Raw genomic sequence first — 15501 nt, 5'->3', positions numbered from 1 at the left:
GTTCTAGCAGTCCCCCGCCGTGCCGTCGGCCGCCGGGACGGTGGCGGCCGCACCCCCGGTGTGGCGCGGTGCCGGCAGCCCCGGGCGCAACCGGGCCAGCAGCCGTCCGCGTTCCTCGGCGAAGACCGGGTCGGCCTGGTAGTCGGAGTGGCCGAGGATCGGCGCCGGCAGCGGGTGGAGTTCGGTCCGGCCGTACGTCAACGGGTCTTTGAGGGGTGCGCGGTCCACCGCGGGGCCCGCGTCGCCCGGCAGCCGCACCGGTCCGCCGATGGGGTCGGTGCGCCGGTAGAGGTTGCGCCAGCAGTCGACCTCCTCGTGCAGCGAGGCGAGCGCGTCGGGACCGAAGTGGGCCGGGAACCAGCGGCCGTACAGCCGCTCCAGCGGGGAGCCGTAGGTGAGCAGGGCGACGCGCCTGCGGGCGGACGGTTCGAGCTGCCAGGACGCGGCGGCGGCCAGGACGCTGCCCTGCGAGTGCCCGGAGATGACCAGCCGGCCGCCGGTGGCGCGGGTCCAGGTCGCCATCCGCCAGGTCAGGTCGGGCACCGCGCGCTCGGCGTAGCAGGGCGGTGCGAAGGGGTGTGCGGCGCGCGGCCAGAAGGTGCCGACGTCCCACAGGACGCCGATGGTGCGCCGCGCGGAGGCGTCCTTGTAGGCGCGCCTGCCCCAGGTGACGAACAGTATGAAGCCGAGGCCGATCAGCCAGGACCCCAGATCCTGCGCGGTCTGCGCGGCCCCCTGGACTACGGCGTACGTGCCGCGCGCGGCCTCGCCGGGCACCTCGCCGGTCGTCAGGGCGCCCACCAGGGCTCCGGCGCCGAGGAGCAGGGTGGCGGCGGAGGTGATGGCGACGAGGAGGGGCGCCCGGTCGGTGAGGGTGGCCATGGCGCGGGCGAGGGCGATGCGCCGGGTGCGCCCCGGGTCCCCGGCCTCCCCCGGGTGGTCGCCTTCCACGGCGTCCCGTTCCGCTCGGGCGAGGCGCAGGGTGTGCAGGGCGAGCGCGGCGCACATCAGCAGGACGACGACGAGCAGCGGCGGGATGACGGACGCCTGCCAGGTCAGCAGGACGGGCGGGCCGTCGAGGGAGGTGCCGGTGCCGTCCATCCAGTCGGCGACGCGCTGGGCGACGCCGCCCGACATCACGCCTCCCAGCGCGCAGGCCAGCATGGCGACGGCGGGGCCGCCGAGGCCGCGGATCGCGGCGCGGACGTCGGGGCGGCTGCGGTGGAGCAGGTGGGCGACCACGGCCAGGGCGACGACCAGCAGGCCCTGTACCAGGGCGATGCCTCCGAAGGCGGTGTTCCCGGACAGCCGGCCGTCCGAAGTCCAGTCCGGGCGGGACCAGCCGCCGTAGAGCAGGGCGAGGACCAGCAGGAGGAGGGCGGCGAGCGGCAGGCGGCGGACGAGGTGCTCGTCGAGTGTCCGGTCGATGAGCCGCTCGCTGCGGCCGCGACGGCACACCACCGCGGCCACGGCGACCGCCCCCGCGGCCATCGCCCCCAGCAGCGCCCATCCGAGCGTGTCGAGCGGCGCGGGCCCGCCCGGCCGGCGGTCGAAGCGGGCCGCCGGGGCGGCCACCCCCACGGCGACGGTCAGCAGACCGGCGGCGGTGTGCGCGGCGCGCAGCCGGGCCACCAGGCGGCGCCCGTACCAGAACCCGGGACGGCTCAGCGCGGCGCGGCGGGGGTCGTCCTCGGAGTCGGCCTCGCGGTCCATCGGCTGCTGGGACTCGTACGCCCGCCAGGTGCGCAGCGAGAGGTACCACAGCAGCCCGGTCAGGGCGGCGGGCACCGCGGCCGCGAGGGCGAGCCTGCGGCCGGGCGTGCTCCACCAGCCGCCCTCCGACAGTGCCGGTGACAGGAAGCCCAGCCAGGAGTGCCGTTCGGCGCACGCGCGCGTGCCCGCGCACTGCCAGGCCACGAGGTCGAGGGCGACCTCGCAGGCGGCGGCGAGGAGCAGCACCGTCAGGGTCAGGCCCGCGAGCCGCAGCAGCAGTCCGTAGAGGCGGACCGTGCGGATCCGGCCGTGGGCGGCGGGCCGCATCCAGTGGGCGATGTTGACCACCATGAAGGGCAGGAGCAGCAGCCACAGGGCTCGGGTGCCGTTGCCGGAGGTCAGGTTGCACCAGACGTAGGCCTCGGGGACCGGCCGGCCCCGGTAGTCCTCGGGCCGGGACTCGGCGTCGGCGTCCTCGGTGCGCCGGAAGACGGCCGCGACGTGGTCGCCGGTGATCCGCACGGTCCGCGGGTCGTCCAGCATCTCGGTGGGTGTCGTACCGCCCACTCCGTGGACCAGCAGTTCCAGGGCGGTGCCGCTTCTCGCGTCGCGCCCGCCCGTCCCGGACCGTTCCTGCGCCTTCTTCACTGTCCGCACTCCCCCGTGACGTGCCGTCGGCTCTGTCCGTGCGGGCACAAGGATCTCCCGTCCGCGGACGTCGTACACCCTTCGGCACGGAATCTCCCCGATCCGTGTGGCCGGTGGTGCCGGGGACGGGCGGTGGCGCGGGCCGTGGCGGGGCGTGCGAGGATGGGACATCCGCGCACGGGTGCGGGGAGAAGTCCTCATCCGAGCGAGCGCGGCGGCGTGTCGGACGGGTTTGCGGCGAAAGGACCGGGGCGTACGTGAGTGAGAATCCGAACCTCCTCGCGGAGCAGCGGCGCGCCCTGATCCTCGACGAGGTGCGCCGCCGGGGCGGGGTCCGGGTCAACGAGCTGACCCGCAAGCTCGGCGTGTCGGACATGACGGTCCGCCGCGACCTGGACGCGCTCTCCCGGCAGGGTGTGCTGGAGAAGGTGCACGGCGGCGCGGTCCCGGTGGCCGAGGCGAGCACGCACGAGCCGGGATTCGAGGCCAAGTCGGGTCTGGAGCCGACCGCCAAGGAGGACATCGCGCGGGCCGCGGCGGAGCTGGTCGCGCCGGGCGCCGCGATCGCCCTGTCGGGCGGTACGACGACGTACGCGCTGGCGCACCGGCTGGTGGACGTGCCGGATCTGACGGTGGTCACCAACTCGGTGCGGGTGGCCGACGTGTTCCACGTGGCGCAGCGTACTTCGGGGGCGCGGCAGGGCGGGGCGACGGTGGTGCTCACCGGCGGTGTGCGCACGCCCTCCGACTCGCTGGTGGGCCCGGTCGCCGACCAGGCGATCGCGACGCTCCACTTCGACGCGCTGTTCCTGGGCGTGCACGGCATATCGGCCGAGGCCGGCCTGTCCACGCCGAACCTCGCGGAGGCCGAGACGAACCGGCGGCTCGTGCAGTCGGCACGGCGTGTCGTGGTGGTCGCGGACCACACCAAGTGGGGTGTCGTGGGCCTGAGTTCGTTCGCCGCGCTGGAGCAGGTGGACACGCTCGTCACCGACTCCGGCCTGTCGGCGGATGCCCGCGCGGAGGTCGCCGAACACCTCGGGCTGGTCGTGGCGGGCGAGCCGGAGCCCGAGGCCGACTGACGTCGGCGTCGGCCGTGCGCGGGGCCTCCGTCGGGCCCCTGCCCCGCTGACACCCGGCGCGCCCGGGTCTATCGTGGCGCCACCCAGCCGATCGTCCGCCGCACGCGGCTTCGCACCAGGGGGTGGTGTCCATGGCTCGCCGTCTGCGTCCGGTGGGTCTCGACTTCGTCGAGACAGCGCCGGTACGCCTGGTCTTCGCGCGTGAGGTCGCCGCCGCTCCGGACGCCGTCTTCCGCGCCCTGGCCGAGGACGTGCCGGGCTGGACGGCGTGGTTCTCCGCGGTGACGTTCGCCCGGCCCATCGGTGAGGGCGCGGGGCGCGAGATCCGGCTCAGGGGCGGTGCGCGCTTCGTGGAGACGGTGCTGGCGGCCGAGCGGTCCGACGTGTACGCCTACCGCATCGACGTCACCAACGTGCCGGGGGCCCGGGCCATGCTCGAGGAGTGGCGTCTGACGCCGGCCGGGACCGGCACACGGGTGCGCTGGACGTTCGCGGCGGACGGTACGGCGCCGTTCCGTTTCGTGCTCGACCGGGCGCGCCCGGGGCTGGGGCGGGCGTTCCGGAGCGCGGTCACGTCGCTGGACCGCCGGCTGCGGCGGCCGTAGCCCGGCGACCGGCGACCGGCGACCGGCGACCGGCTCAGTCGAGCAGGCTGCCGGTGCGCAGCAGGGACTCGATCGCCGCCGTGTACGGCTCGATGTCGAGGCCCTGTTCGGCGAGCCAGGCGTCCGAGTAGTACTTGTCGAGGTACCGGTCCCCCGGATCGCACAGCAGTGTCACGACGCTGCCCCGCTCCCCCGCGGCCACCATCTCGGCGACGATCTTCAACGCGCTCCACAGCCCGGTGCCGGTGGAGCCGCCCGCCCTGCGGCCGATGGCCCGCTCCAGGGACCGCACGGCCGCGACGCTGGCCGCGTCCGGCACCTTCATCATGCGGTCGATCGCGCCGGGTACGAAGCTCGGTTCCATCCGGGGCCGGCCGATGCCCTCGATGCGGGAGCCGCGGTCGCAGGCCACGTCGGGGTCGCCGGTGGTCCAGCCCTCGAAGAAGCAGGAGTTGTCCGGGTCGGCGACGCAGACGCGGGTGTCGTACTGCATGTAGTGGACGTAGCGGGCGAGGGTCGCCGAGGTGCCGCCGGTGCCGGCCGTGGCGACGATCCAGGACGGCTCGGGATACCGTTCCAGCCGCAGCTGACGGAAGATCGACTCGGCGATGTTGTTGTTGCCGCGCCAGTCCGTGGCGCGTTCGGCGTAGGTGAACTGGTCCATGTAGTGGCCGCCGGTCTCCGCCGCGAGGCGGGCCGACTCCTCGTACATCCGCCGGGAGTCGTCCACGAAGTGGCACCGTCCCCCGTGGAACTCGATCAGCCGGATCTTCTCGGCGCTCGTCGTCCGGGGCATGACGGCGATGAAGGGGACACCGACCAGCTTGGCGAAGTAGGCCTCGGAGACGGCCGTCGAGCCGCTGGACGCCTCGATCACCGGGCGGTCCGGCCGGATCCAGCCGTTGCACAGGCCGTAGAGGAACAGGGAGCGGGCGAGCCGGTGCTTGAGGCTGCCGGTCGGGTGGGTCGACTCGTCCTTCAGGTACAGGTCGATGCCCCAGTGCTCGGGGAGCGGGAACAGGAGCAGGTGGGTGTCGGCCGAGCGGTTCGCGTCGGCCTGGACCTTGCGGACGGCCTCTTTCAGCCAGGCACGGTAGGAGGCGTCGCTGCGGTCGACGTCGAGGGTGGTGCCGGTGCCGGTCTGTCGGTCAGTGCTCACTTCGGGGCTCCTTACGCTGCGCGCCGACGGCGGACAGCGCGGCCGACACCTGGATCATAATCACCTTGCACACGCTTCTCACCTGCATAAACGCCCCTTTGAGCGCCTCAAAGGCGCCCCTGGGGTACGGCGGTCGACGCGACGGGGGCGCGACGGGGGGCGCATTCACGCGAGTGCTCCGGTCGCCTCCGGAAAGGACCGGCGCGTACTGGTGCTCGGAGCGTGGTGCGGGCAGACTGCCAGCGGCGGAACCGACGCGCACGAGGGGGCGACGGCCATGGTGGAGCCGGAGTTCAGGGCCACGGGGGTGCGGATCGGCAAGCGGCTGCGTTCGCTCACCCGGGCCGGGACGGTCCGGATCAGCGGTGGCCGGGTGGAGTTGCTGACCAGCTACGGCAGTGAGATAGACAGCGCGCCGGTGCAGGCGGTGCGCGTCTCCCGCCCGTGGTTCGCCCCGCAGGACCGGGCGCTGGCCGACCTGGACGGGAAGCGGTATCTGCTGACGCTCGGCGAGCGCGACCCGGCCCCCGGGGAACCGGGGCCTCCCGCGGCCCGCCGCTTCATCGAGGCGGTGCGCAGGGCAGCCGGACGCCGCACCTGAGAGATGTCCGTAACTTGCGGTGCCTCACCCCTTGCGTCACGCTGGTCTCACGTCACTCTGGGTTTACCGGCGATAACGCTGCGAACCAGCCCGCCGGCCATGACAGCGGGCGACGTGCGCCACGTGCGGCTCGCTGGATCCGAACTCCGTGTTCTTCCGGACCTCTATGTCGGGGAGTCGCAGCCGTGATCACTCACCCAAGCAGACACTGCACGGTGGAGCTCCAAGCCCTGCCGTCGCGGATCGGCCAGGTCCGCAGAATCGTATCTGCGCAATTGCGCTACTGGCATATGGATCTCCTGATCGACCGTGCGGTGCTCGGCGTGACGGAGTTGCTGACCAATGTCCATCTGCATGCGCGACCCGACAAGACGTGCACCGTGGAGATAGAACTGCTCCTGGACCGGCTGACGGTCTCGGTGCGCGACCACGATGCGCGACTGCCCGTCGTGGACGACGCCGAGCCCCTCGCCACGTGTGGGCGCGGACTCGCCATGGTGGCCGCGATGAGCGAGAGCTGGGGTGCCCGGCCGGACGGCGAGTCCGGCAAGGTCGTCTGGTTCACGCTCCCGACGGCCGTGACCGCCGCGCCGGTCACCGCGCCACCCGTGTCGGCCCGCCCGCCGCGCCGCCTGGTCGAGGAGGTGCCGGCCGCCGCGTTCGCCGAGGTCGAGCACGAGGTCGGCCTCGGCAGCCCCCAACCCGCTCCCGCCCGGTCGGCCGTTGCAGGCTGACCGGGCGGTGACCGTCCGCTGCCGCGGACCGTGTGCCCCGGTTCCGGCGCCGGCCGGAGCCCTGGTTCGCGTCCTGGGCGGTCGGCAACCGGCGGCGCCGGTACCGGCCCTGACGGCGCGTCGGCCGGCCGGAAGGGCGCGGTGCGGGGACGAGCGGTGGCACGCGGCGGGGCGGGTGCCGCACCGGTGGCCGGGTGCATCCGTGGTCCGCCGGGCCGGCGCGGGCTACTCCGTCGCGACGGCGCGCAGTACGTCCAGGCGGGACGCCCGCCGGGCCGGGCGCACACCCGCCAGGGCACCGGCCGCGAGGCCGACCAGCGCCACCACCGCGAGCTGCGCGGGCGGCACGGCGAAGGCGAAGGCGCTGTCCGAGGCACCGTCCGAGGCCGCCACCAGGACCCAGCCGAGGAACGCGCCGAGGCCGAGCCCGCCGACCGTGCCGAAGGCGGCGACCAGGACGGACTCCCAGCGGACCATGGCCCGCAGCTGGGCCCGGGTCTGCCCGACGGCGCGCAGCAGGCCGAGTTCACGGGTGCGCTCGTGGACCGCCAGGGTGAGGGTGTTGGAGATGCCGAGCAGGGCGATGAGTACCGCGAGGGCGAGCAGCGCGTAGACGAGGGTGAGCATCATGTCGATGCCGCCCGCCGAGGACTCGGCGTACTCCTCACGGGTCTGCACCTCCGGGTTGCCGTACCGGTCGGCAACCTTCTCGACCGCCGCCTTGCCCGCGTCCGCGCCCACGCCGTCCTCGAAGGCGACGGCGACCAGTGTGTCGGAGTCCTGGGTGCGGTGCGGGGCCCAGGCCGCGCGGGTGATGACGTAGTCGCCGGCGAGTTCGGACTGTCCGTAGACCGCGCGGACGGTGAAGGTCCCGCTGTGTCCGTCGGTGAAGGTGAGCCGCGTGGTGTCGCCGGTGGTCAGCCCCCGCTCGTCCGCCTCGTTCTTGGTGATCGCGATGCCGTAGGTGCCGAGGTCGTCCAGCGAGCCGTGGACGGCGCCCAGGTCGAAGGTGCGGTTCAGGGCGGCCGGGTCGGTGACGGTCAACGCCCTTCCCTGGCCGTCCACTTCAGCGACGCCCCGGCCGAGGCCGACGGCGGTGTCCACCTCGGGCAGCTCCTGGATTGCGCCCGCCAGCCGCGGGCTGAGGCCGCTGCCGCCCGCGCCGAAGGACGGCGCGCTGACGGCGACGTCGCCCGCGAAGGACCGGGAGACGGTCTGGTCCATGGTCGCCTTGAGCGAGGCCCCGAACACGGTGAACAGCGATACGACCGCCACGCCGATCATCAGTGCCCCGGCGGTGGCCGCCGTGCGCTTGGGGCTGCGCAGGGCGTTGCGCCGGGCGAGGCCGCCGGTGACGCCGCGCAGCCGGTCCAGCGGAACTCCGAGGACGCGTACGGCGGTGGCGGAGGCGACCGGGCCGAGCACCACGAAGGCGGCCAGGGTGAGGACGGCGCCCAGTCCCGCGAGCCACACCGACGGGGAGAGCAAGACCCCGACGAGCGTCACCGCGAGGGCGAGCGCGAGCAGCGCCGTGCCGGTGACCGCCCGTGCTCGGGAGGCGCCGGAGGTGTCGACGGCCGTCTCGCGCAGCGCCGCCAGGGGTGCGGTGCGGCCGGCCCGGGCCGCGGGCAGCAGGGCGGAGCCGAGGCAGACCACGACGCCGACGGCGAGCGGGAGCAGCAGCGACAGCGCGCTGATCACCAGGGTGCCCTCGGGGAAGGGGAAGCCGATCGCGGGGAACAGTGCCTGGAGTCCGGCCGCGATGCCGATGCCGCCCGCGAGCCCGGCGGCGGACGCGGTCACGGCCACGACGGCCGCCTCGACGAGGGTGGCGGCGGTGACCTGGCTGCGGGCGGCGCCGAGGGCGCGCAGCAGGGCGTTCTCGCGGGTGCGCTGGGCGACCACGATGGCGAAGGTGTTGTGGATCGAGAAGGTCGCGACCAGCAGGGCGATGCCGGAGAAGACGAGCAGGAAGGTCGTGAAGAGGGTCAGGAACTGGCTGGAGATCATGTCGGTGTTCTCCGCCGCCGACTCCTGCCCCGTGATGGCCTCGACACCGTCGGGCAGTACGGGTGTCAGCCGGTCGACGAGTTCCCGCTGGCCTACGCCCGGCCCGGCCCGTACCTGGATGCTCGCCGCCTCACCCGGCCGCGCGGTGAGGTACTTCTCGGCGTCGGCCCGGGTCATGCCGGTGAAGGTCACCTGGGCCATGCCGTCCTCGCCGCCGAAGGTCGCGAGGCCGACCACGGTGACCTCGACGGGGTCGGGGGTGCGCAGGGTGGTGGTGTCGCCGATCGCCAGGCCGCCCTTCTCGGCGGTGCCGCGGTTGACGACGACCTCGCCGGACTTCTGCGGGGCGCGGCCCTCGGCCAGGCGGTACGGGTTCAGCTCGGGGTCGGTGATCCAGTTGCCGGCCAGGGTGGGTGGACCCTGGCCGCCGATCGGGTCGCCGTTGGCGCCGACGAGCTGGCCCGCGCCCTGGATGCTGGGGGCGACGGCGGCGACGCCGTCCACCCGCTCAAGGGTCCGCACCAGCTCGGTGCCGACCGGCTGCCGTACGCCCTGGCTCTCGCCCGGTGTGGTGATGGCGTCGGCGCTGCGCACCACGGCGTCGGTGCCGCCGGCGGCGTTGCCGAACAGGGTGTCGAAGCTCGCGCGGAGCGTGTCGCCCATGACCAGGGTGCCGGTCAGGAAGGCGACGCCGAGGACCACGGCGAGGAACGTCCCGGCGAAGCGGCGCTTGTGGGACCTGAGCGACGAGACGCTCAGACGGACGGGGACGGGGGCGTTCACGACGGCACCTCGAAGGCTTTCATCCGGTCCAGGACCTTGTCGGCACTCGGCGCGTCCATGCGGTCGACGAGGCGTCCGTCGGCGAGGAAGACGACCTCGTCCGCGTGGGCGGCGGCGACGGGGTCGTGGGTGACCATGACGACGGTGCGGCCGGTCTGCCGGACGGTGCGGCCGAGCAGGCCCAGTACCTCGCCGCCGGAGCGGGAGTCGAGGTTGCCGGTGGGCTCGTCGGCGAAGACCACGTCCGGCCGTCCGGCGAAGGCGCGGGCCACGGCGACGCGCTGCTGCTGCCCGCCGGAGAGTTCGGCCGGCCGGTGGTGGAGGCGGTCGCGCAGTCCGACGACGTCGATCAGCGCGTCGACCCACTCGGTGTCGCCCCGGCGCCCGGCGAGGTCGAGGGGGAGGGTGATGTTCTCGGCGACGGTCAGCGTCGGCACCAGGTTGAACGCCTGGAACACGAAGCCGACGCGGTCGCGGCGCAACAGGGTCAGCCGGCGGTCGTCGAGGGTGCTCAGGTCGGTGTCGCCGATGCGGGCGGTGCCCGAGGTGAGCGTGTCGAGTCCGGCGGCGCAGTGCATCAGGGTGGACTTGCCGGAGCCGGAGGGCCCCATGATGGCGGTGAAGCGGCCGGCCGGGAAGTCGACGCTGACGCCGTCGAGGGCGCGTACGGCGGTGTCGCCACCGCCGTACACCTTCACGGCGTCCACGACCCGGGCGGCGGCCCGGGTGACGGTCGTCGTGGTCATGCCGCACCGCCCTTGCCCGTCCGGCCGAACTGCTCGTCCAGCACGGACAGCCGGCGCCAGTACTCGTCCTCGTCGATCTCACCGGAGGCGAAGCGGTGGCCGAGCACGGTGGTGGGCGAGTTGTCCTCGACGGCGCCGGGCCGCCCGGGTCCGCGGCGCCCGCGCCACACCGTGCGGCGCAGCAGGGTGATGCCGCCGCCGATGACCAGTGCCCAGATCACCGGGAAGAGCAGGATCCACGGGCCGGGCCCGCCGTCGCCGAACTGTGCCAGGGTCTCCATGTCGTCCAACTCCTCGGTCGCGATGTCCCTCGTGTCGCTTCCGAGCCTCGCCCCGGGAGGGGGTCCCGGTCGTCGTACGGCCAGCGGCAGTGGGCGTACGACGTGGGGAGTACCGCGCCGGCCCGGGTCTGCTTCCCGCCGCTCCTCTTCGCGCGCTCGACTCCTGTAACTACTAGTATGTACAGTACTTGCATGAACACCTCGGAACGGCTGATCGAGTCCACCCGCGAGCTGCTGTGGGAGCGCGGGTACGTGGGCACGAGCCCCAAGGCGATCCTGGAGCGGGCCGATGCCGGGCAGGGCAGCATGTACCACCACTTCAAGGGCAAGCCCGACCTTGCGCTCGCCGCGATCCGGCGCACCGCCGAGGAGATGCGGGCCGCCGCCGGGGCCGTGCTCGCCGGTCCGGGGACGCCGTACGAGCGCATCGAGGCGTATCTGCGGCGCGAGCGCGACGTGCTGCGCGGGTGTCCGGTCGGGCGGCTGACGATGGACCCGGACGTGATCGCCGACGACACCCTGCGCGCCCCGGTGGACGAGACCCTCGACTGGCTGCGCGAACAGATCGCCCAGTTGGTGGAAGAGGGCCGGGAGCAGGGCGAGTTCGCTCCCTCACTGGACGGCGAGGAGATCGCGGCGGCGGTCGTCGCGACCGTGCAGGGAGGCTACGTCCTGGCCCGTGCGTCCGGCTCCCCCGCCGCCTTCGACGCGGGCGTCCGGGGCCTGCTCTCGCTGCTCGCGACCCACAAGAACTGAGGGGCATCCGATGCATGCCATGCAGTACGCCTTCACCCTGCCCGGCGACTATCCGATGGACGTCATCAGGGAGCGGGTGGCCCGCACCGGCCACCTGCTGGACGACTGGCCCGGTCTCGGGCTCAAGGCGTATCTGGTCCGCGAGCGGGGCAAGGACGGTTCGCCGGTCAACCAGTACGCGCCGTTCTACCTGTGGCACACCGTGGAGGGCATGAACTCCTTCCTCTGGGAGGGCGCCTTCCAGCGGCCCACCGACGACTTCGGCCGGCCCGCGGTCCGGCAGTGGACGGGCCTGGCGTACGAGGAAGGCGGCGCCGCCGGCAGCCCCGCGCGGCACGCGGTCCTGCGGCGGCACCGGGTGCCGGAGGGGGTGCCGCTGTCGGAGGTGGCGGCGGACGCGGTGCGGCGGACCGGGCGGCTGGCGGCCATGGGTGGGGCGCTGCTCGCGGCGGCGGTCGTCGACACCGGGCGCTGGGAGCTGGCGCACTTCTCGCTGCACGCGGGCGAGGCGCCCGACGGGGTGGAGGGCGAGGTCTTCCAGGTCCTGCACCTGTCCGCGCCGGGGCGGGCCCTGCTGCCGAGGGGACGCCAGTGGTGAGCGCCGTCCGCACGGTCCTCGGGGACGTGCCCGGCGGGGAGTTGGGGGTGTGCGACGCCCACGACCACCTGTTCTTCGCCAGCCCCCGGCTGCCCGGCGAGGAACTGCGCGACGCCGCGGCGGCACGGGCGGAGCTGGCCGCCTTCCGGGAACAGGGCGGCGGCACGGTGGTGCAGTGGAGGCCGTACGGACTGGGCCGGCGGGCCGCCGATCTGCCGGCCCTGTCCCGGGAGACCGGCGTCCACGTGGTGGCCGCCACGGGACTGCACCAGGACGTCCACTACGACCAGGACACGCTCGCCGCGCTGCGGGGCCCGGCCGCCGACGTGTTCGTGGCCGAACTGACCCGGGGCATCGGCACGTCGGGCGTCCGCGCCGGGCTGATCAAGGTGGCGGGCGGCTTCCACGCGCTCGACGCGCACGCGCGGTGGACCATGTCGGCGGCGGCCGAGGCGCACCACGCGACGGGTGCGCCGATCGCCGTGCACCTGGAGCTGGGCACCGGCGCTCTGGACGTACTGGAGCTGCTGTGCGGCGGGGCGGGCGTCCCGCCGGACCGGGTGATCCTCGGTCACCTCAACCGCTCCCCCGACCCCGTGACGCACCGGCAGGCCGCCGGGTCGGGGTGCTGGCTGGCCTTCGACGGGCCGTCGCGGGGGAACCACGCCACCGACTGGCGGATGCCGGACGCCGTGCGGGACCTCGCCGAGGCGGGCTTCGGCGACCGGCTGCTGCTCGGCGGCGACACGACCACGGCGTCCGCCCGGTCGGTCGACGGGGGCCCGGGGATGCCTTACCTGCTGCGCCGTGTGGCTCCCCGGCTCGCGCTCGCCGTGGGCGACGAGTTGGTGCGGCGCATCCTCACCGAGAACCCGGCGCGGGCGTTCGCCGTCGACTGGCACTGACACCCCCTCGTTCCGCAGCCCCCGTCCCGGTCCAGTCCGGTCCAGTCCGGTCCAGTCCGGTCCAGTCCGGTCCAGTCCGGTCCGGTCCAGTCCGACAGGAGACTCCTTCATGCCCTTCGTCCGCATCGACGCCCACGGCGGCGGCACCGACGACGACCGGCTCGACGCGCTCGGGCGGGCCGTGCACGACGCCCTGGTGGAAGCCCTCGGCATCCCGCCCGACGACCGCTTCCAGGTCCTGACCGCGCACGACGCCGCCCGCGGCACCCTGCGCTACGGCGACTATCCGGGCGTGCGCCGCGACGCGGGCATCGTGTTCGTGGCGATCACGCTGCGGGCGGGCCGGACCACCCGGCAGAAGGCGGCGCTGTACGGCCGGATCGCCCAACTCGCCGAGGAGTACGCGGGGACGGACCCCCGCAACGTCTTCGTCACCCTGACCGAGAACACCTCCGCGGACTGGTCGCTGGGCAACGGGCTGGCTCAGTACGTAGGGTCGGGATCATGCTGAGACTCGGAATCCCCGTCGTCGGTGTCGCGGATCTCCCCCGCGCGGTGGCGTTCTGGACGGCCGCGCTGCCGCTGGTGGCCGCGGCGGAGTGGCAGAGCGAGACCTGGCGCACGCTGGAGTACGCGGACGGCTCCGGGCGGGCCCTCGGGCTTCTGCGCAGTGACTCGCCGCCCGAACCCCGGCCCCGGCTCCACCTCGACCTGTTCACGGACTCGGCCGAGGAGCAGCGGGCGGAGGTGCGGCGGCTGATCGGCCTCGGCGCGCGGGCCGTCGAGTGGGACCTGTACCCGCCCGACCCCGACTTCGTCGTCCTGGCCGACCCGGACGACAACATCTTCTGCGTCGTCGACCTCAGCCACGCCCCGAGCGGCGGGGACCGGCCCGCGCCCTGAGCGGCGGGCACGTCCGGTCGCCTACGCCGGCACGCCGAGCGGGTCGTCCAGGACCGGCTGCCAGGCCAACTCGGCCGCGCCGACCAGGCTGTTGTGGTCGAGGCCGCAGGGCAGGATCGGCACCCCGCCGCTCTGGCCCCACAGGCTGCGCCCGGCGACGACCGCGCGCAGCCGCTCGGGGTCGGCGTCGAGGAGGGCGCGGTGGAGTCCGCCGAGGATGATGCGGTCCGGGTTGAGGATGTTCACCAGGCCCGCCAGTCCCAGGCCGAGGCGGTCGATGAGGGTCTCGGTGGCGGTGCGGACGGCCGGGTCGGCGTAGTGCTCGCGGATCAGGTCGTAGGACTGCTGGAGCAGGGACACCTCGGGTCCCGGCTCCCGTCCGGCCGCCGTGAGGAAGGCCAGCGGGTCGGTCTCCACGTCCAGGCAGCCGCGGCTGCCGCAGTGGCAGGGGCGGCCCTCCGGGTTGACGGCGAGGTGGCCGACCTCCAGGGCGAGTCCGGAGCTGCCGGTGTGCAGGCGGCCGTCCAGGACCAGGGCGCCGCCGACCCCGCGGTGGCCGGTGGCCACGCACAGCAGGTCGCGGGCGCCGCGTCCGGCACCGTGGCGGTGCTCCGCGAGGGCGGCGAGGTTGACGTCGTTGCCGGTGAAGGCGGGGCCCTGGATTCCCGCGGCCCGCACCTGCCGCGCGAAGATCTCGCGCACGGGTGCGCCGGCCGGCCAGGCCAGGTGCAGCGGGTTCAGGGCCAGGCCCTCCGGTTCCGCGACGGCGGACGGCACGGCGAGCCCCGCGCCGACGCAGCGCCGCCCGGTCTCCCGCAGCAGCTCCGCGCCCGCCTCGACGACGGAGCCCAGCACCTTCGCCGGGTCGGCGTCGACGACCTCGCAGCCGGGCGCGGTCGCGACGATCCGGCCCCCGAGGCCGACCAGGGCCGCGCGGAAACCGTCGGCGTGGATCTGGGCGGCGAGGGCGACGGGTCCGTCCTCGGCGACCGAGAGACGGTGCGAGGGGCGGCCCTGGGAGCCGCCCGCCGCGCCGGGTCTGGCGTCCACCCGGATCAGGCCGAGCGCCTCCAGTTCGGCGGCGACCGCGCCCGCCGTGGCCCGGGTCACGCCCAGTTCCGCGGTGAGGACGGCCCGGGTGGGGGCGCGCCCGGTGTGCACGAGCTCCAACGCGGGTCCGAGCGCACCGCGCCCCCGGTCCAGCCGCGTCCTCGAGGTGGTCCCTTCCCCCGCCGCCCGGGGGTCCGCCTTGCCGCTCATGAGGGGGAGTCTCCCATGATCCGTCCGCACGGGGTGCCTAGAAGCCACTGACCCGGAGCGTGATGTTCAGCCGCCCCCGGAGTCCCAACTCGGGCGGCGCGGTGCCCGGGTGCACCCTCGGCACCCCGTGGTACGCGAGCCGCGAGGGGCCGCCGAAGACGAACAGGTCGCCGCTGCGCAGTTCGGTGTCGGTGTAGGGCCGGGTGCGGGTCTCGGGGTTGCCGAACCGGAAGACGCAGGTGTCGCCGAGGCTCAGGGAGACCACGGGGGCGTCGGTCCGCTCGTCGGCGTCGCGGTGCATGCCCATGCGGGCGTCGGCGTCGTAGAAGTTGATCAGCGCGATGTCGTACGGCGCCGGTGCCACCGCCCCGGCACCGAGCGCGTCGGTCACCGCGCGGCGGGCGAGGTCGTCGAGCCGGGCCGGGAAGGGCTTGACCGGGGCTCCGTCGCCGTCCACGGCGGTGGCGGCGTAGCCGTACGGGTACCAGTGCCGGCCGAGGCAGACCTGCCGGGCGGTCATGGTGCCGCCGCCGGGGGTGCGTACCGTGCGCAGTCCGGCCGGCGGGCGGGCCCACTCGCGGCAGGCGTCCAGCAGCTCGCGCTGCTGTCCCGGGGACAGCCAGTCCGGCAGGTGGACGGCGCCGGGCGCGGTCTCGGCGCGGGTCCTGGGGAACAGCTCGGCGTCCATGTCCCCATCCTGCCTCCGCGCCCCGCACC

16 protein-coding genes are annotated in these 15501 nt (G+C 74.4%); 9 read left to right on the top strand and 7 right to left on the bottom strand.

Features of this window, described 5'->3' with window-relative positions:
* Positions 1–3: 3 nt before the first annotated feature.
* Complete coding sequence (locus R2E43_RS33340; protein WP_332056831.1) at positions 4–2361, bottom strand: hypothetical protein; 2358 nt, start codon at positions 2359–2361, stop codon at positions 4–6.
* 257 nt (positions 2362–2618) lie between these two features.
* Here R2E43_RS33340 and R2E43_RS33335 point away from each other — a divergent pair, with 257 nt between their 5' ends.
* Together R2E43_RS33335 and R2E43_RS33330 are read left to right on the top strand one after the other, a co-directional pair.
* Positions 2619–3443: a DeoR/GlpR family DNA-binding transcription regulator gene (locus R2E43_RS33335; protein WP_003977803.1), complete on the top strand. Its 825-nt coding sequence runs from the start codon at positions 2619–2621 to the stop codon at positions 3441–3443.
* A 131-nt stretch (positions 3444–3574) separates the two neighbouring features.
* On the top strand, positions 3575–4048 hold the full coding sequence (locus tag R2E43_RS33330; RefSeq protein ID WP_003977802.1) for an SRPBCC family protein: 474 nt from the start codon (positions 3575–3577) through the stop codon (positions 4046–4048).
* A gap of 34 nt (positions 4049–4082) precedes the next feature.
* Here R2E43_RS33330 and cds1 read toward each other — a convergent pair whose 3' ends face one another.
* Positions 4083–5207: an L-cysteine desulfhydrase Cds1 gene (gene cds1, locus R2E43_RS33325; RefSeq protein ID WP_003977801.1), complete on the bottom strand. Its 1125-nt coding sequence runs from the start codon at positions 5205–5207 to the stop codon at positions 4083–4085.
* Positions 5208–5484: 277 nt separating this feature from the next.
* On the opposite strand from cds1, the gene R2E43_RS33320 reads away from it, so the two are divergent.
* Both R2E43_RS33320 and R2E43_RS33315 read left to right on the top strand, forming a co-directional pair.
* A complete protein-coding gene (locus tag R2E43_RS33320; protein ID WP_193484599.1) occupies positions 5485–5808 on the top strand; it encodes a hypothetical protein in 324 nt (107 codons plus the stop codon).
* 185 nt (positions 5809–5993) lie between these two features.
* Complete coding sequence (locus R2E43_RS33315) at positions 5994–6542, top strand: ATP-binding protein (protein WP_173668703.1); 549 nt, start codon at positions 5994–5996, stop codon at positions 6540–6542.
* Between the two features lie 225 nt (positions 6543–6767).
* Here R2E43_RS33315 and R2E43_RS33310 read toward each other — a convergent pair whose 3' ends face one another.
* The 3 genes from R2E43_RS33310 to R2E43_RS33300 are packed head-to-tail and all read right to left on the bottom strand — an operon-like array spanning position 6768 to position 10362.
* Positions 6768–9335: an ABC transporter permease gene (locus R2E43_RS33310; protein WP_332056830.1), complete on the bottom strand. Its 2568-nt coding sequence runs from the start codon at positions 9333–9335 to the stop codon at positions 6768–6770.
* Complete coding sequence (locus tag R2E43_RS33305) at positions 9332–10081, bottom strand: ABC transporter ATP-binding protein (protein WP_011027531.1); 750 nt, start codon at positions 10079–10081, stop codon at positions 9332–9334. Before R2E43_RS33305 ends, R2E43_RS33310 begins: the two co-directional genes overlap by 4 nt.
* On the bottom strand, positions 10078–10362 hold the full coding sequence (locus R2E43_RS33300) for an SHOCT domain-containing protein (RefSeq protein ID WP_030864673.1): 285 nt from the start codon (positions 10360–10362) through the stop codon (positions 10078–10080). The genes R2E43_RS33305 and R2E43_RS33300 overlap by 4 nt, the downstream gene beginning before the upstream one ends.
* Before the next feature lie 192 nt (positions 10363–10554).
* Here R2E43_RS33300 and R2E43_RS33295 point away from each other — a divergent pair, with 192 nt between their 5' ends.
* The 5 genes from R2E43_RS33295 to R2E43_RS33275 all read left to right on the top strand — a co-directional run bounded on the left by R2E43_RS33295 (position 10555) and on the right by R2E43_RS33275 (position 13524).
* Positions 10555–11118: a TetR/AcrR family transcriptional regulator gene (locus R2E43_RS33295; protein WP_030864677.1), complete on the top strand. Its 564-nt coding sequence runs from the start codon at positions 10555–10557 to the stop codon at positions 11116–11118.
* A 10-nt stretch (positions 11119–11128) separates the two neighbouring features.
* A complete protein-coding gene (locus R2E43_RS33290; RefSeq protein WP_319122023.1) occupies positions 11129–11716 on the top strand; it encodes a DUF4865 family protein in 588 nt (195 codons plus the stop codon).
* Entirely contained in the window at positions 11713–12621 is a 909-nt protein-coding gene (locus R2E43_RS33285; RefSeq protein WP_332056829.1) for a phosphotriesterase family protein, read from the top strand. The genes R2E43_RS33290 and R2E43_RS33285 overlap by 4 nt, the downstream gene beginning before the upstream one ends.
* Before the next feature lie 109 nt (positions 12622–12730).
* A complete protein-coding gene (locus R2E43_RS33280; RefSeq protein ID WP_030864687.1) occupies positions 12731–13132 on the top strand; it encodes a tautomerase family protein in 402 nt (133 codons plus the stop codon).
* Positions 13126–13524 (top strand): VOC family protein, encoded by a 399-nt coding sequence (locus R2E43_RS33275; protein ID WP_030864690.1) that lies wholly within the window; start codon positions 13126–13128, stop codon positions 13522–13524. Before R2E43_RS33280 ends, R2E43_RS33275 begins: the two co-directional genes overlap by 7 nt.
* A gap of 21 nt (positions 13525–13545) precedes the next feature.
* Here R2E43_RS33275 and R2E43_RS33270 read toward each other — a convergent pair whose 3' ends face one another.
* Both R2E43_RS33270 and R2E43_RS33265 read right to left on the bottom strand, forming a co-directional pair.
* Positions 13546–14784 carry an ROK family protein gene (locus R2E43_RS33270; RefSeq protein WP_003977790.1) on the bottom strand — a complete coding sequence of 413 codons (1239 nt, stop codon included), beginning with the start codon at positions 14782–14784 and terminating at the stop codon, positions 13546–13548.
* A gap of 37 nt (positions 14785–14821) precedes the next feature.
* Positions 14822–15472, bottom strand: a complete 651-nt coding sequence (locus R2E43_RS33265; RefSeq protein WP_136208225.1) for an alpha-ketoglutarate-dependent dioxygenase AlkB family protein — start codon at positions 15470–15472, stop codon at positions 14822–14824.
* Positions 15473–15501 lie beyond the last annotated feature (29 nt).

This window comes from Streptomyces violaceoruber (assembly GCF_033406955.1).
In the GTDB taxonomy this organism is placed as follows: Bacteria; Actinomycetota; Actinomycetes; order Streptomycetales; family Streptomycetaceae; genus Streptomyces; species Streptomyces violaceoruber.
The sequence above is the reverse complement of the archived record's forward strand: the minus strand, read 5'-3'. Positions and strand labels throughout refer to the sequence as shown.

Coding starts and splice junctions, on each gene's coding strand:
- R2E43_RS33280 (WP_030864687.1), top strand. CDS start 12,731: ATGCCCTTCGTCCGCATCGACGCCCACGGCGGCGGCACCGACGACGAC.
- R2E43_RS33270 (WP_003977790.1), bottom strand. CDS start 14,784: ATGAGCGGCAAGGCGGACCCCCGGGCGGCGGGGGAAGGGACCACCTCG.
- R2E43_RS33265 (WP_136208225.1), bottom strand. CDS start 15,472: ATGGACGCCGAGCTGTTCCCCAGGACCCGCGCCGAGACCGCGCCCGGC.
- R2E43_RS33320 (WP_193484599.1), top strand. CDS start 5,485: ATGGTGGAGCCGGAGTTCAGGGCCACGGGGGTGCGGATCGGCAAGCGG.
- R2E43_RS33290 (WP_319122023.1), top strand. CDS start 11,129: ATGCATGCCATGCAGTACGCCTTCACCCTGCCCGGCGACTATCCGATG.
- R2E43_RS33275 (WP_030864690.1), top strand. CDS start 13,126: ATGCTGAGACTCGGAATCCCCGTCGTCGGTGTCGCGGATCTCCCCCGC.
- R2E43_RS33330 (WP_003977802.1), top strand. CDS start 3,575: ATGGCTCGCCGTCTGCGTCCGGTGGGTCTCGACTTCGTCGAGACAGCG.
- R2E43_RS33295 (WP_030864677.1), top strand. CDS start 10,555: ATGAACACCTCGGAACGGCTGATCGAGTCCACCCGCGAGCTGCTGTGG.
- R2E43_RS33305 (WP_011027531.1), bottom strand. CDS start 10,081: ATGACCACGACGACCGTCACCCGGGCCGCCGCCCGGGTCGTGGACGCC.
- R2E43_RS33300 (WP_030864673.1), bottom strand. CDS start 10,362: ATGGAGACCCTGGCACAGTTCGGCGACGGCGGGCCCGGCCCGTGGATC.